This is a genomic window from Bacillus sp. 22446, assembly GCF_052044955.1.
GTDB classification, from domain to species: Bacteria; Bacillota; Bacilli; order Bacillales; family Bacillaceae; genus Bacillus; species Bacillus altitudinis.
The window spans coordinates 188,347-203,694 of sequence record NZ_JBQEOD010000002.1; the positions used below are offsets into that span (position 1 = coordinate 188,347).

The following is a 15,348-nucleotide window of genomic DNA, read 5'->3' on the forward strand; positions in this document are numbered from 1 at the left end:
AAGGAAGTTCTAAACATGCAATTGACTGAACTTTCCATCCGAAGTCAGAATTTATTCATACGTGATTATATAGAAGAAAAAAAAGAGATGACTGCTTTTTTTGATTATGATATACATTCTGAGCACACATGGAAAAAGAGATACGACGATCTCATGGAAAGGAGCTTCCCGCGCGAGGCTTTAGCGGATTATATGAGCGCATATCATGCGAAATTTGATTCGGCTGCGATGCGTGAGAATATTGAGAAGATCCGTGATGAACGGAGCGTCATGGTGGTTGGAGGACAGCAGGCAGGCTTACTGGCAGGTCCGCTTTATACCATACATAAAATCATTTCCATTATTCAGTTTGCCAAAGAAAAAGAATCAGCGCTTGGCGTTCCTGTTATTCCGGTCTTTTGGGTAGCGGGTGAAGATCACGACGTAGACGAAATTAACTTTGTGTACACGTCTGGCGAAAAAGGCCCAGTCAAACAAAAGCTTCCATTACATCATGTGAAAAAAACAGCTGCGAAAAGAACACCTCTTCACCAAGAGAAAACAGAGAGATGGCTTCGTGATGTATTTTCAACCTATGAGGAATCTGCTTACACCAATGACTTGTTTGATCAGCTTCTTCGATGTTTACGCAAATCAGAAACGTTTACTGATTTCTTTGAGTGGATTGTTTGCGATCTATTTGAAGAAGATGGACTGCTGTTATTGAATTCAGGAGACTTCGGCGTGAAGCCACTTGAACGTACGTTATTCAAGCAAATTGTGGAGTCGAGTGATGCGATCGTGGCTCGCTTAGATAACACGCAGGCTGCCATGAAACAAGCGGGGTATCAGCCGATTATTGAAGCTGGTGACCATCAAGCCAACTTGTTTTACGAATATGATGATGAACGTTTCCTCATTGAACAAGAGAATGGCCAATTTTCTATATCTGAAGTGGGGCTTACTTGGACAAAAGATGAGCTTTTGCAGGAAGTCGAGGAGCACCCAGAGCGGTTTAGCAATAATGTGGTGACCCGTCCATTGATGCAGGAAGCCCTTCTTCCAACGCTTGCTTTTATGGCTGGACACGGTGAAGTGAACTATTGGGGTGAGCTGAAAGGCATCTTCGAGTACTTCGATGTCAAAATGGCACCCGTTCTTCCAAGACTGCACGTCACCATTCTTGAAAGGCATATTGATAAGAAGCTGCCAATAAGAGAATTGTCGGTTGAAGAGGTGCTGACAAAAGGCGTGAAAGAAAAGAAGGATGCGCACTTTCAGCAAAGTCTTCCAGACAGCTTCGTTCAATCAGTTCAACATGCCAAACGTGAATTAGCGAATGTTCACGAGGCAATGAGACAAGAAGCGCTAGAGATCGAACCAAGCTTTGAACAGCTATTAGATAAAAATGCCAAATTTATAGAAGACCAGCTTCAATTTGTTTATCAAAAGGTTGCAAAGCGTGTGGAAGAGAAGGAAGGATACATCCTTCGAGATTTTGAAAGGATTGAAAATAGTTTAAAACCACTCGAAGCACCACAAGAAAGAATTTGGAATATCATGTACTTTTTAAACAAATATGGTCCAGAATTCTTCAAAACGTTCAAAAATCTGCCATTTTCATTTCAAAACAAGCAACAAATTGTCAAACTTTGAAATAAAGTTTTAATGAACCCTGACTAGTTCAGGGTTTTTTTTTATGTGGAAACAGTGTAAAATAAGTTTTGTGGAGAGAAGTGGTGGATAGTGGAGAGTATGGGTGAGAAAGTGGGGCTCTAATATCATGTTCATGGGTGAATACCAACATACGATTGATACAAAAGGGCGCATGATCATCCCTGCTAAATTTAGAGACGGTCTCGGAGAACAGTTTGTGCTGACGAGAGGGCTTGATCAATGTTTATTTGGCTACCCTATGAGTGAGTGGAAACTAATTGAAGAGAAACTCAAAGCACTGCCGCTAACAAAAAAAGATGCACGTGCGTTTACCCGGTTCTTCTTCTCCGGCGCAGTTGAATGTGATCTGGACAAGCAGGGGCGCATTAACATCGCATCCAACCTACTCCAATATGCAAAACTCGAAAAAGAATGTGTGGTCATCGGCGTTTCAAATCGAATTGAGTTGTGGAGTAAGTCGATCTGGGAACAATATACAGAAGAGCAAGAAGATTCTTTTGCTGAAATTGCTGAAAACATGATTGGATTTGATATATAATAATCCCTTGTGCAGCAAGCTTTCTACACATTCATTTCTATTTGAAAAAGGTGGGACCATATCATCATGTTTCAACATGAGACAGTATTATTAAAAGAAACAGTTGACGGTTTAAACGTCAAAGAAGACGGTACATATGTGGACTGCACGCTAGGCGGCGCAGGTCATAGCTCATATTTACTATCTCAATTATCAGAAAAAGGTACATTGATTGGGTTTGACCAAGACGATGCTGCACTGGATCATGCACGAGAGAAGCTCGCACATGTTAAAGCGAACATTCTTTTCATAAAAAGCAACTTCCGATATTTAAAAGAACGTCTGAATGAACAAGGAATTACAAGCGTAGACGGTGTGATTTTTGATCTTGGGGTTTCATCACCTCAGCTTGACACACCAGAGAGAGGCTTTAGTTATCACCATGATGCACCTCTTGACATGCGAATGGATCAAACCGCTGCTTTGTCGGCAAAACAAGTGGTGAATGAATGGCCATTTGAAGATCTAGTTCGGATTTTCTACAAATATGGGGAAGAAAAATTCAGCAAGCAAATCGCACGCAAAATTGAAGAAGCCAGAAAAAAAGCGCCAATTGAAACAACAGGTGAGCTTGTCGACATTATTAAAGAAGGAATTCCCGCACCTGCAAGACGAAAAGGCGGACATCCAGCGAAAAGAGTATTTCAAGCGATCCGAATTGCCGTAAATGACGAATTGAAAGTATTTGAAGAAGCACTAGAACAAGCAATAGAGTTACTCAATCCGAAGGGGAGAATTTCTGTCATTACATTCCATTCACTTGAAGATCGGATTTGTAAAAGTACATTTAAAGAAATGTCTTCTCTTCCAGAACTTCCGCACGGACTACCAGTGATTCCAGAAGGACTTGAACCAAAACTGAAGCTGATCACGAGAAAACCAATCGTTGCATCAGAACAAGAGCTGGAATATAACAACCGTGCCCGTTCAGCGAAGCTCCGAATTGCAGAAAAAAAGTAAACGACACCATAGATGATGATAAAAAGGAGGTTTCTTATGAGTAATTTGGCTTACCAAAGAGAAGTAAAGCAACATCAAACCGAGCAACAAGGTCAATCGGTTGTGATTAGAAGAAGAGGTTCTATTACACTTGGTGAAAAAATCTTACTTGTCATGTTTGTCATGGCTCTCATGTGCAGCTCGATCCTCATCATTTCTAAAGCCTTTGCTGTTTATCACGCAAATATCGAAGTGCAGAAGCTAGAACAGCAAGTGTCTTTAGAATCGAAAAAGATCACTGAACTGCAAAAGCAAAAAGATTTACTAAGTGAACCAGAGAGAATCATTGAAGCCGCTAAAAAAGCAGGCTTAAGCATGTCGAAAGATGTTAAGAAGGTCGATTAACATGGCGATGCCTAAAAAGAATAAAATGATGAACAGAGGCGCGGCAATTGCGAGTATTTGCTTCGCCCTGTTTTTCTTTATCATCCTTGCACGTTTTATTTATATTCAGATTACGGGAACCGTCGATGGACAAGTGTTAGCTGCAAAAGCCAATGAACAATATCAATCGAAAAAAACACTTGAAGCCAAAAGAGGGTCCATTTTAGACAGAAACGGAAATGTGATTGCAGAAGATACATCTGTGTATAAGCTGATTGCGATCATGAGCAAGAAAATGACGGTCGATCCAAAGCATCCGATGCATGTCATTGACAAAGAAAAGACAGCAAAAGAGCTGTCAAAGGTCATTGATATGAGTGAGAGTGAAATTTTAAAGCGTCTGAATACAAAAGATGCGTTCCAAGTCGAGTTTGGTAAAGCCGGAAAGGATATTAGTTTTTCAACTAAGGAAAAAATTGAAAAGCTAAAACTTCCTGGGATCGCCTTTGAAAAAGATACAAAGAGGTATTATCCAAACGGCATGTTTGCTTCGAACTTAATCGGTTATGCTAGATTAGATGAAGCCACCAAGGACATGTCAGGCGCAATGGGTCTAGAAAAGGCTCTGAATAAATATTTAAAAGAAAAAGATGGCTATGTAACGTATAACAGCGACAGAAGCGGATGGGCACTTCCGAATAGTAAAGAAGACATCGTTGCCCCGAAAGACGGGAAAAACGTCACATTGACCATCGACCAAAAAATTCAAGCATTTCTTGAAGAAAGTATGACGCAGGTCGCTAAAAAATATAAGCCGAAGAAAATCATTGCGACAGTCGTTGATCCGAAAACTGGAAGAGTTCTTGCAATGGGACAGCGGCCAAGCTTTAATTTAAATGAACTCGACATTACGAATTATAACAACGATGTCATTTCTTACGCATTTGAACCAGGTTCGACGATGAAAATTTTCACACTTGCTGCTGCTATCCAAGAAGGAGTGTACCAAGGCAGTGACAAGTATCAGTCTGGTACTTATAAAGTAGGCGGCGGTCTTGTAAGAGACCATAACAACGGAAATGGCTGGGGAAAAATTGATTTTCATGAAGGTGTTCTACGTTCTTCAAACGTAGCTTTTGCGAAATTGGCAAAAGAAAAATTAGGTTTCACACGCTACGAACAATACTTGCAAAAATTCCATTTCTATGACAAAACAGGCATAGACTTGCCGAACGAAGCGTCTAGTAAAATCAATTTCAGATACGAATATGACAAAGCATCGACTGCTTATGGTCAGGCGTCCGCGATTACCCCAATTCAGCAAATTGAAGCGGCGACAGCCATTGCAAACGGTGGAACGATGATGAAGCCATATGTAATCGATCATATTACAGATCCGAACACAAACAAAACAATTTTACAGCACGAACCAACAGTAGCAGGAAAACCAATTTCTTCTGATACAGCGAAGCAAGTCCGTGACATTTTAGGTGAGGTCGTTTCCTCAAAAATTGGCACAGGACAGCCATATCAAATCAAAGGTTTTGATGTCGCTGGGAAAACGGGTACAGGACAAATTGGCGGTGCTGGCGGCTACCTTCAAGGGAGAAACGATTATGTCTTTTCATTTATGGGAATGGCACCAAAAGATGATCCGAAGCTGCTCGTTTATGTGGCTGTCCAACAGCCTCAGCTATCTGAAACACAAACGGGCTCTGCCCCTGTTTCAGAAATCTTTAACCCTGTGATGAAAAATAGTTTGCTCTATTTAAATATCGCACCAACAAAAACAGACGATAAAAAATCTGGCAAACAGAAAATAAAACAAGAAACAATGCCGTCATTCCTAGATTTAGAAGTGAAACAGGCAGAAACAGAAGCAAAAAACAAAAAGTTATCACCTGTTGTCATTGGTGACGGTCTATCCATTAAACGCCAATGGCCAAATGCGGGCTCTGAATTCTCTGAAAGCCAGAAAGTCTTTTTGAAAACAGCAGGGAAAACCATTAAAATGCCTGATATGACAGGCTGGTCCAGAAGGGAAGTTCTTCAATATGCGTCTATTTCAGGTGTGCATATTGAAACAAATGGACAGGGATATGCTGTCAAACAAAGCGTGAAAAGTGGAGCGGAGATTTCAGATAAAGTCGTCACAGTGACCTTCAAAAGTCCAAATTAACTTGAAAACCTAGCAAATCATTTGCTAGGTTTTTTTCTTTTGCTTGAGCGATGGACGAGATCGTTCTATAAAAAGACGAGCCTGCATATGATGAAAACAAGCCATATGTAAGGAGTGAACCGGGCGTGCGAGTGTCAAGTGTAACAGTGAGAAAAAGATTGCTTTTCGTGCTGCTGTTTGGGGTGATCATTTTTTTCATCATAGATACTAGATTAGGATATGTGCAGTTTATTATGGGCGAGAAGCTGACAAGTTTAGCGAAAGATTCATGGAGCCGTAACCTTCCATTTGAACCAGAACGAGGAGATATTTTGGATCGAAATGGGGTGGAGCTTGCGACGAACAAAAGTGCTCCCTCTATTTTAGTCGTGCCGCGGCAGGTGAAAGACCCAGCAGAAACAAGCAAAAAATTAGCTGCAGTACTGAATATGTCTGAGGAGAAAGCGTACAAGCATGTCACCAAGAAAACGTCTATAGAGCGGATTTCTCCAGAGGGGAGAAAAGTATCTCATGAAAAAGCAAAAGATGTCAGAGAGCTTGATTTAGATGGAGTCTATGTAGCAGAGGACAGCATCAGACATTACCCGTTTGGAAGTTTCTTATCTCATGTATTAGGTTTTGCTGGAATTGATAATCAGGGCTTACTTGGGCTAGAAGCGTACTATGATGATGACCTAAAAGGTGAAAAAGGCTCTGTGAAATTTTATTCTGATGCAAAAGGGCAGAAAATGCCAGATGAAGCAGATGATTATACACCGCCTAAAGATGGGCTTGATATGAAATTAACAGTTGATTCAAAAGTGCAAACCATCATCGAACGAGAACTAGACAATGCTCAGGCAAAATATAACCCAGATGGCATGATTGCCATTGCCATGAATCCGAAAAATGGTGAGGTGCTGGGAATGTCGAGTAGACCTGACTTTGATCCGGCTGACTATCAATCAGTTGATTCAAAAGTATTTAACCGAAACTTACCGGTGTGGAGCACATATGAGCCAGGATCGACGTTTAAAATCATTACACTGGCAGCTGCCTTGGAAGAAAATAAAGTGAATTTAAAACGTGATCATTTTTTTGACAGCGGATCTGTGACAGTGGATGGCGCAAGGCTCAGATGCTGGAAAAAGGGAGGACATGGATCACAGTCGTTTCTAGAAGTGGTACAAAACTCTTGTAACCCAGGTTTCGTCGAGCTAGGCGACCGTCTTGGAAAAGATAAACTATTTTCTTATATTAAAAATTTCGGCTTTGGTCAAAAGACAGGAATCGACCTTCAAGGAGAAGGTAGAGGAATTTTGTTCCCGCTTGATCGTGTTGGTCCTGTAGAACAGGCAACAACAGCCTTTGGTCAAGGTGTATCTGTTACGCCGATTCAACAAGTAGCTGCAGTGGCAGCCGCAGTAAATGGAGGAACGCTTTACACGCCGTATATTGCAAAAGAATGGATCGATCCAATTACAAAAGAGGTGGTGAAAAAGCAATCACCAATTGCCAAGAAGAAAGTCATTTCAGCGGAGACGTCTAAAGAAATCAGGTATGCCCTTGAAAGTGTAGTCGCTCAAGGAACTGGTCGGAATGCATTCGTTGAAGGATATCGGGTGGGCGGAAAAACAGGAACAGCACAGAAAGTAAAAGACGGAAAGTACATGGAAAATAACCACATTGTGTCATTTATCGGGTTTGCACCTGCGGATGATCCAAGCATTGTTGTATATGTAGCAGTAGATAACCCAAAAGGCACGATTCAATTTGGTGGGACAGTAGCCGCACCTATTGTGGGCCATATTATGCGAGACAGTCTGCCTGAAATGGGCGTGAAAAAAAGAAAAGGACAAATTGAAAAGAAGTATCAATGGCTGGACACAAAAACCATTGAGGTACCGAATCTTGTAGGAGGATCTGTTTCTGACCTTGAATCACTCCTGATTAATTTAAAGATTGATGCTTCAGGAACTGGCAGTAAAGTGGTGAAGCAATCGCCTGCTGCCGGCGCAAAGGTCAAAGAAGGTTCCACGATCCGATTATACTTAAATGATGAATAATAAAGAATGAACAGAGGGTAGCCGCACTCATTCGGCTGCCTCTTTTTGTTGAAAGAGAAGGGTCGCTTTAAAAAAAGAGCATAAAGTGTGCTTTTTCCAAGAGAAACTTAAGGAATACGCTGGATGTATCCTTTTTTTTACGATAAAATATAGACTGTGTGTTTTTTTCACAAGACATGCACGTGAACGAATTTGAGAGGTTTGATATGAAATGAAATTACAAGAACTCCTTACATACTTTAAAAGTGAAAACAATGAACTGATAAACGAAAATCCGGAGATTACTTCCATTGAAATGGATTCAAGAGAAGTGAAAAAAGGGAGTCTTTTTGTCTGTATAAAAGGCTATACAGTAGATGGACATGATTACGCTGAAAAAGCAGTGAAAAGCGGGGCTGCAGCGATTGTAGCAGAACACCCACTTCACATAACAGATGTACCAGTCATTATTGTAAAACACTCTCAAAGAGCACTTGCAAGAATAGCAGATGCTTTTTACGAACAGCCAACTCATCAACTCAATCTAATTGGTATTACAGGAACGAACGGGAAAACGTCCACAACACACATGATTGAGCAAATGATGAGAAAAGCCGATAAAAAAACAGGTTTAATCGGTACGATGTATATGAAGGTAAACGATGAAATTCTCGAAGTGAAAAACACAACACCTGAGAGTGTCACCCTTCAGAAGACCTTTAAGCAGATGCTTGATCAAGACGTAGATACGGCCATTATGGAAGTATCATCACATGCTTTGCATCTTGGGCGTGTTCATGGATGTGATTATGATATTGCCGTCTTTACAAATCTTACCCAAGATCATCTGGACTACCACAACACAATGGAAGAATATAAACATGCAAAAAGCTTGCTCTTTTCTCAGCTCGGAAGTGCCTTTCAGCACGATAAGCCAAAGCATGCCATTTTAAATGCAGATGATGAAGCGTCTAGTTATTTTGAAAAAGTCACAGCTGCTGAAATTATGACGTATGGCTTAGAGCAAGAATCAGATGTAATGGCAAAGAACATTCAAATCAAACCAAAGGGAACACAATTTGATTTGATCACCCCAATCGGCACAAAAAATGTGACGGTTGCCCTTGTTGGGAAATTCAATGTGTACAACATTCTAGCAGCTGTATCAGTAGGAATTGTATCAGGCTTAACGTTTGAAACGATCGTTAGTGCCATTGAAGAACTTGAGGGAGTCAAAGGAAGATTCGAACTTGTGAATTTTGATCAAGACTTCCCAGTCATCGTTGATTATGCGCACACACCTGACAGTTTAGAAAATGTACTGACTACGTGCAGAGAATTAACAGAAGGTAGAATTTATTGTGTAGTTGGCTGCGGGGGCGACCGTGATAAAACCAAGCGCCCTCAAATGGCCCAAATCGCTGTGAAATATGCAGATGAGCCTGTTTTTACATCAGATAATCCAAGAAGTGAAGATCCATCAGCCATTTTGAAAGACATGGAAAATGGCGTGCCAAACGCCTATTATCACAGCTTTGTGAACCGGAAACAGGCCATCTTTTTTGCCATTGCTAATGCAAAAAAGGGCGATACAGTCTTAATAGCTGGAAAAGGCCATGAGACGTACCAAATCATTGGTGATCAAGTCTATGACTTTGATGATGCCAAGGTGGCAGCCGACGCTATTTTAGATCTAAACAAATCTTAAAAATGATGAAAAGAGTGTAATGAAATGAAGCATTTTGTACAAAAACAACATACGAAAGACACGAATGAATATCATAATAATGAATGCTATTTTCTAATGGAAAACGGCTTTGGAAATTCGGAAGGAGTAAAGAACAATGCTTGAACAGGTGATATTGTTTACAATCATAATGGGATTTTTAATCAGTGTTCTTTTATCCCCGATTTTTATTCCGTTTTTAAGAAGGCTTAAATTTGGTCAAAGTATTAGAGAAGAAGGACCTCAGTCTCACCAAAAGAAATCTGGTACCCCAACAATGGGTGGAATTATGATTATCTTTTCTATTACAATTACAACGATCGTGATGATTAACAAATTCTCTGAGATTAGTCCAGAAATGTTTTTATTGTTATTTGTCACCCTTGGCTACGGATTATTAGGATTTTTAGATGATTATATTAAAGTAGCGATGAAACGAAATCTTGGCTTAACATCAAAACAAAAACTGATCGGGCAAATTGTGATTGCTGTGATTTTCTATGCAGTCTTCCATTATTATGAGTTTGCAACGACTATTCGCATTCCAGGAACAGATGTCAGCTTTGACTTAGGATGGGCATACTTTATCCTCGTCGTTTTCATGCTTGTCGGTGGTTCTAATGCGGTAAACCTTACAGATGGACTTGATGGTTTATTATCTGGAACAGCTGCTATTGCATTCGGAGCTTTTGCTATATTGGCTTGGAATCAATCTCAGTATGATGTGGCGATCTTTTCGGTAGCAGTAGCAGGGGCTGTCCTTGGGTTCCTTGTCTTTAATGCGCATCCTGCAAAAGTATTTATGGGTGATACGGGATCGCTTGCTTTAGGCGGTGCCATCGTGGCCATTGCCATTTTAACGAAACTTGAGATTTTACTCGTCATTATTGGAGGAGTATTTGTTGTTGAAACGTTATCCGTTATCCTTCAAGTCATCTCCTTTAAAACAACTGGAAAAAGAATCTTTAAGATGAGCCCGCTTCACCACCACTATGAGTTAGTTGGCTGGTCTGAGTGGAGAGTAGTTGTCACCTTCTGGACAGCTGGTTTATTGCTTGCTGTTTTAGGAATTTACATCGAGGTGTGGTTATAATTGAATAGGATGCAAATGTTAAAAGACGAACATGTACTAGTACTAGGCCTTGCAAAAAGCGGATATGCGGCAGCCACAATTCTTCACGAGCACGGAATAAACGTGACGGTCAATGACCAAAAAGCTTTTGAAGAAAACGAGCCTGCTCAGCTACTTTCTGAAAAGGGGATTGATGTCATTTGTGGCAGTCATCCTCTTCGTATGTTCGACGATAAAGAAATTACGATTTTAATTAAGAACCCTGGAATTCCTTATGAGAATGTGATGGTTCAAGAGGCGCTTCGCCGAAAAATTCCAGTTTGGACTGAAATAGAATTGGCGTATCATTTGACCTCGTCTCCTTTTATTGGGATTACCGGATCAAATGGAAAAACGACCACGACCACTTTGATTTATGAAATGTTGAAAAAAGACAGCCAAAAAACATTGGTAGCAGGTAATATCGGAACGGTCGCAAGTGAAGTTGCCGCGCGTGCAGCGGGCGATGAATGGATCGTAACTGAGCTCTCTTCATTTCAGTTAATGGGAACCGTTGAATTCAGACCTAAAATCAGCTTAATATTAAATATTTTTGACGCACATTTAGACTATCATCACACGCGTGAAGAATACGAAAAAGCAAAACAGAAAGTGTATGCACATCAACAAGAAGATGACATAGCTGTGGTTAACCTAGATGATCCTTCTGTTGTCAAACTAGCAGAAGATTCGAAAGCGCAAAAAGTGTTTTTCTCAGTTAAAGAGCCGGTAGCACATGGAGCGTTTATTAAAGATGGTGCCATTTACTATATGAATGAACATGTCATTGACCTCAAGGATGTTGTTCTTCCTGGTGAGCATAACCAAGAAAATATTCTAGCAGCTATTTGTGTTGTAAAAAATGCAGGCTGCTCAAACGAAGCGATTGCGCAAGTTCTTACTACATTTAGTGGAGTGAAGCATCGTTTGCAATTTGTGGAGACGATTCAAAATAGAAAATTTTATAATGACAGTAAAGCGACCAATATACTGGCAACAAGTAAAGCTTTGTCTGCCTTCAAGCAGCCGACCATTTTACTAGCAGGTGGACTGGATCGTGGCAATGAATTTGATGAATTAAAACCTTTTATGAAGAATGTAAAAGGAATGATTACATTTGGTGAGACTGCGCCTAAGTTTGTGAAGCTTGGTGAAGAGCTGGGAATACATCACGTAAAACATGTCGATAATGTTGAACAAGCAGTACCTGCGGCGTTTAGCATATCTGAAGAAGAAGACGTGATTTTATTGTCTCCAGCTTGTGCAAGCTGGGATCAGCATAAAACATTTGAAGAACGTGGAGACATGTTTGTAAACGCCGTGCATATGCTTAAATAAGGGCTTGTCTCTCATATGACTGACAGCCCAAATGAAATTATGCTTGGGGTGTCGGTCTCTTGACGAATAAGAAAACTTCTCCGGATTTTTTGCTTGTTGTCATTACGTTACTTTTATTGACGATTGGTTTAATTATGGTGTACAGCGCAAGTGCTGTGTGGGCATCGTATAAATTTGATGATTCGTTTTATTTTGCAAAAAGACAGCTTTTGTTTGCCGGAATCGGAGTTATCGCAATGTTTTTCATTATGCGGGTCGATTATTGGACGTGGCGGACTTGGTCAAAGATACTGATTGCAGTGTGTTTTCTCCTTCTCGTGCTTGTCTTGATTCCTGGAATCGGTATGGAGAGAAATGGTTCAAGAAGCTGGATTGGTGTCGGTGCGTTTAGTATTCAGCCCTCTGAATTTATGAAGCTTGCGATGATTGCGTTTCTTGCAAAATTCTTATCTGAAAAGCAAAAGAATATCACATCCTTTCGTAAAGGTTTCGCCCCAGCACTAGGCATTGTGTTTTCTGCATTTGCCATCATTATGCTGCAGCCGGACCTAGGTACAGGAACGGTTATGGTTGGAACTTGTATTATTATGATATTTGTTTCAGGTGCGAGAATCGCTCACTTTATCTTTCTCGGTCTTTTAGGGCTTAGCGGATTTGCCGCACTTGTCTTATCAGCACCCTATCGAATAAAACGAATTACATCTTATTTAAATCCTTGGGAGGATCCACTTGGCAGCGGGTTTCAAATTATTCAATCGTTATACGCTGTCGGTCCAGGCGGCCTGTTTGGAATGGGGTTAGGTCAAAGTAGACAAAAATTCTTCTATTTGCCTGAGCCTCAAACAGACTTTATCTTTGCTATATTGTCTGAAGAACTTGGATTTATAGGTGGATCACTCATTTTGCTGCTCTTTAGTGTTCTATTGTGGAGAGGCATTAGAATAGCCCTCGGGGCACCAGATTTATATGGAAGTTTCTTGGCAGTGGGCATCATCTCAATGGTTGCCATTCAAGTAATGATTAATATCGCAGTTGTCACTGGTCTCATCCCTGTGACGGGCATCACACTCCCATTCATAAGTTATGGCGGTTCATCACTGACATTAATGCTGATGGCAATTGGCGTACTTTTGAATGTAAGCAGGTATGCTAGATATTAATGTGCTGATAGTTCATGAAACCATATAGACTTTTATTTTTCAAAAGTATGAAAAAATGATTTGAAGAGTGAAAATGGCAGTTTTTGTTTCGAAAACATGATGATTGACTCTTCTTTACAGGTTTTGACGGAGCCCTGTTGTTTAAAACAGGGTTTATACTTTGTTCAGAGCAGAAAAAAATTGAGGGGAAATGGTATAATGCGTATAGTTATTAGTGGAGGCGGAACAGGCGGGCATATTTATCCTGCTCTAGCTTTTATTAAAGAAGTGAAAAGACTGCATCCTGATGTGGAATTTTTATATATTGGCACTGAGAATGGGCTTGAAAAGAAAATTGTAGAAAGAGAAAATATCCCTTTTAAATCAATTGAAATTTCAGGTTTTAAAAGAAAGCTTTCCTTTGATAATGTAAAAACAGTGATGAGGTTTCTAAAGGGCGTCCAAAAAAGTAAATCTTATTTAAAAGAATTTAAGCCGGATGCTGTTATTGGAACAGGTGGTTATGTGTGTGGTCCAGTTGTTTATGCTGCGTCTAAGCTAAAAATCCCGACGATCATTCACGAACAAAATAGCCTGCCAGGCATCACAAATAAGTTTCTGGCACGGTATGTGAATAAAGTAGCCATCTGTTTTGAAGAAGCAAAGGAACACTTTCCTTCAGAAAAGGTTGTTTTTACGGGAAACCCAAGAGCCTCTGAAGTCGTCTCTATTAAAGAGGGAAAATCTCTTAAAGAGTTTGGGCTGGATGAGAAGAAAAAAACGGTTCTCATTTTTGGCGGGAGCAGAGGTGCAGCTCCAATCAATCGAGCAGTGATTGACATGCAAGATGAATTAAAGGCAAAGAACTATCAGCTTTTATATATTACAGGTGATGTTCATTATGAAAAAGTGCTGAACGAATTAAAAGAAAAAGGTGAAGCACCAAATATGATCACAAAGCCTTTCTTGCATCAAATGCCGGAGTATTTAAAATCAATTGATGTCATTGTTGCAAGAGCGGGAGCCACAACGATTGCTGAAGTGACGGCACTTGGAATTCCGACCATCTTCATTCCAAGTCCATACGTGACCGCAAATCATCAAGAAATTAACGCTAGATCACTTGAAAAACATGATGCTGCGATCGTTTTAAGAGAATCAGAGCTTTCTGGAGATCGCTTGCTTCATGCAATTGATGAAATTGCTGGTAATGACGAGAAACTACATCAAATGAGCCGTTTAACAAAAGAACTCGGAGTACCAGATGCGGCCACACGTTTATATAATGTGTTAAAAGAAATTACGACTTCATGATGAATGATATGAGGTAAGGCGGAGGGTAATATGGAGAACTTGAAGAATGAATTATTAGAAGCGCAAGTTGGTAAAGTACTTGAAAATGAACCGCTTGCAAATCATACGACAATGAAGATAGGCGGACCGGCTGATCTATTAGTCATCCCTAAAGATATCGATGCTGTCAAAACAATTATGGATCAGGTGAAAAAACATGATACTCAATGGACAGTCATTGGGAGAGGATCCAATTTACTTGTCCTTGATAAAGGAATTCGCGGGGTCGTTTTAAAGCTGGGCGCTGGGCTTGATCACTTAACTGTCAATGATGAAGAAATTACAGTTGGTGGAGGCTATTCAGTTGTAAGACTCGCGACGTCTCTTAGTAAGCAGGGGCTGTCAGGATTGGAATTCGCAGCTGGTATTCCAGGATCTATTGGTGGCGCTGTTTATATGAACGCAGGGGCACATGGATCTGACATTAGCAAGATTCTTGTGAAAGCGAGAGTCTTATTTGAAGATGGAACGATCGAGTGGTTAACTAATGAGCAAATGAATTTTAGCTATCGAACTTCTGTGCTTCAAAAGGAACGCCCTGGAATTGTTCTCGAAGCAGTGTTCAAGCTTAAACAGGACGAACGTGAGAAAATCACAAAGAAAATGCAGCAAAATAAAGATTATCGCAAGGAAACACAACCGTATAATAAACCATGCGCCGGCAGTATTTTCCGAAATCCATTACCTGAATATGCAGGACAGCTTGTAGAAAAGGCGAATTTAAAAGGATATCAGATTGGCGGCGCTAGAATTTCTGATATGCACGGAAACTTTATTGTCAATGCTGGTGGGGCGAAGGCTCAAGATGTGCTCGACTTAATTCAGTACATTCAAAAGAAAATCAAAGATGACTACAATGTAGAGATGCATACAGAAGTAGAAATTATTGGTGAAGCAAATTAAAGGCTACTACTTATGAATG

At 40.4% G+C, this 15,348-nt stretch carries 12 protein-coding genes; all 12 read left to right on the plus strand.

Annotated features, from left to right (window positions below; genetic code table 11):
* Positions 1–15: 15 nt before the first annotated feature.
* Entirely contained in the window at positions 16–1,635 is a 1,620-nt protein-coding gene (bshC, locus tag ACTJJD_RS05260; protein ID WP_440599980.1) for a bacillithiol biosynthesis cysteine-adding enzyme BshC, read from the plus strand.
* A 127-nt stretch (positions 1,636–1,762) separates the two neighbouring features.
* The gene (gene mraZ, locus ACTJJD_RS05265) at positions 1,763–2,194 is read left to right on the plus strand and encodes a division/cell wall cluster transcriptional repressor MraZ (RefSeq protein WP_003211163.1); all 432 of its coding nucleotides are present in this window, start codon (positions 1,763–1,765) and stop codon (positions 2,192–2,194) included.
* A 66-nt stretch (positions 2,195–2,260) separates the two neighbouring features.
* Positions 2,261–3,193, plus strand: coding sequence for a 16S rRNA (cytosine(1402)-N(4))-methyltransferase RsmH (gene rsmH / locus ACTJJD_RS05270; RefSeq protein ID WP_007499781.1), 933 nt, complete (start codon positions 2,261–2,263; stop codon positions 3,191–3,193).
* 36 nt (positions 3,194–3,229) lie between these two features.
* A complete protein-coding gene (gene ftsL, locus ACTJJD_RS05275; RefSeq protein ID WP_025207292.1) occupies positions 3,230–3,577 on the plus strand; it encodes a cell division protein FtsL in 348 nt (115 codons plus the stop codon).
* A gap of 7 nt (positions 3,578–3,584) precedes the next feature.
* Positions 3,585–5,735, plus strand: a complete 2,151-nt coding sequence (locus tag ACTJJD_RS05280) for a penicillin-binding protein (protein ID WP_440608241.1) — start codon at positions 3,585–3,587, stop codon at positions 5,733–5,735.
* Positions 5,736–5,860: 125 nt separating this feature from the next.
* Positions 5,861–7,780 carry a stage V sporulation protein D gene (locus ACTJJD_RS05285; protein WP_440608160.1) on the plus strand — a complete coding sequence of 640 codons (1,920 nt, stop codon included), beginning with the start codon at positions 5,861–5,863 and terminating at the stop codon, positions 7,778–7,780.
* Positions 7,781–7,991: 211 nt separating this feature from the next.
* Positions 7,992–9,467, plus strand: coding sequence for a UDP-N-acetylmuramoyl-L-alanyl-D-glutamate--2,6-diaminopimelate ligase (locus ACTJJD_RS05290; protein WP_440608161.1), 1,476 nt, complete (start codon positions 7,992–7,994; stop codon positions 9,465–9,467).
* Between the two features lie 136 nt (positions 9,468–9,603).
* The gene (gene mraY, locus ACTJJD_RS05295; RefSeq protein ID WP_007499771.1) at positions 9,604–10,578 is read left to right on the plus strand and encodes a phospho-N-acetylmuramoyl-pentapeptide-transferase; all 975 of its coding nucleotides are present in this window, start codon (positions 9,604–9,606) and stop codon (positions 10,576–10,578) included.
* A 9-nt stretch (positions 10,579–10,587) separates the two neighbouring features.
* Complete coding sequence (murD, locus tag ACTJJD_RS05300) at positions 10,588–11,934, plus strand: UDP-N-acetylmuramoyl-L-alanine--D-glutamate ligase (RefSeq protein ID WP_440608242.1); 1,347 nt, start codon at positions 10,588–10,590, stop codon at positions 11,932–11,934.
* A 59-nt stretch (positions 11,935–11,993) separates the two neighbouring features.
* Positions 11,994–13,094, plus strand: coding sequence for a stage V sporulation protein E (gene spoVE, locus ACTJJD_RS05305; protein WP_039166797.1), 1,101 nt, complete (start codon positions 11,994–11,996; stop codon positions 13,092–13,094).
* Positions 13,095–13,292: 198 nt separating this feature from the next.
* Complete coding sequence (gene murG, locus ACTJJD_RS05310) at positions 13,293–14,387, plus strand: undecaprenyldiphospho-muramoylpentapeptide beta-N-acetylglucosaminyltransferase (RefSeq protein WP_045034239.1); 1,095 nt, start codon at positions 13,293–13,295, stop codon at positions 14,385–14,387.
* Between the two features lie 30 nt (positions 14,388–14,417).
* Positions 14,418–15,329 carry a UDP-N-acetylmuramate dehydrogenase gene (gene murB, locus ACTJJD_RS05315; protein WP_024720310.1) on the plus strand — a complete coding sequence of 304 codons (912 nt, stop codon included), beginning with the start codon at positions 14,418–14,420 and terminating at the stop codon, positions 15,327–15,329.
* The last annotated feature ends 19 nt before the right edge of the window (positions 15,330–15,348 follow it).

Excerpts from the sequence above, each read along its gene's own strand:
- bshC (WP_440599980.1), top strand. The coding sequence starts at position 16 with ATGCAATTGACTGAACTTTCCATCCGAAGTCAGAATTTATTCATACGT.
- mraZ (WP_003211163.1), top strand. The coding sequence starts at position 1,763 with ATGTTCATGGGTGAATACCAACATACGATTGATACAAAAGGGCGCATG.
- rsmH (WP_007499781.1), top strand. The coding sequence starts at position 2,261 with ATGTTTCAACATGAGACAGTATTATTAAAAGAAACAGTTGACGGTTTA.
- ftsL (WP_025207292.1), top strand. The coding sequence starts at position 3,230 with ATGAGTAATTTGGCTTACCAAAGAGAAGTAAAGCAACATCAAACCGAG.
- ACTJJD_RS05280 (WP_440608241.1), top strand. The coding sequence starts at position 3,585 with ATGCCTAAAAAGAATAAAATGATGAACAGAGGCGCGGCAATTGCGAGT.
- ACTJJD_RS05290 (WP_440608161.1), top strand. The coding sequence starts at position 7,992 with ATGAAATTACAAGAACTCCTTACATACTTTAAAAGTGAAAACAATGAA.
- mraY (WP_007499771.1), top strand. The coding sequence starts at position 9,604 with ATGCTTGAACAGGTGATATTGTTTACAATCATAATGGGATTTTTAATC.
- murD (WP_440608242.1), top strand. The coding sequence starts at position 10,588 with ATGCAAATGTTAAAAGACGAACATGTACTAGTACTAGGCCTTGCAAAA.
- murG (WP_045034239.1), top strand. The coding sequence starts at position 13,293 with ATGCGTATAGTTATTAGTGGAGGCGGAACAGGCGGGCATATTTATCCT.
- murB (WP_024720310.1), top strand. The coding sequence starts at position 14,418 with ATGGAGAACTTGAAGAATGAATTATTAGAAGCGCAAGTTGGTAAAGTA.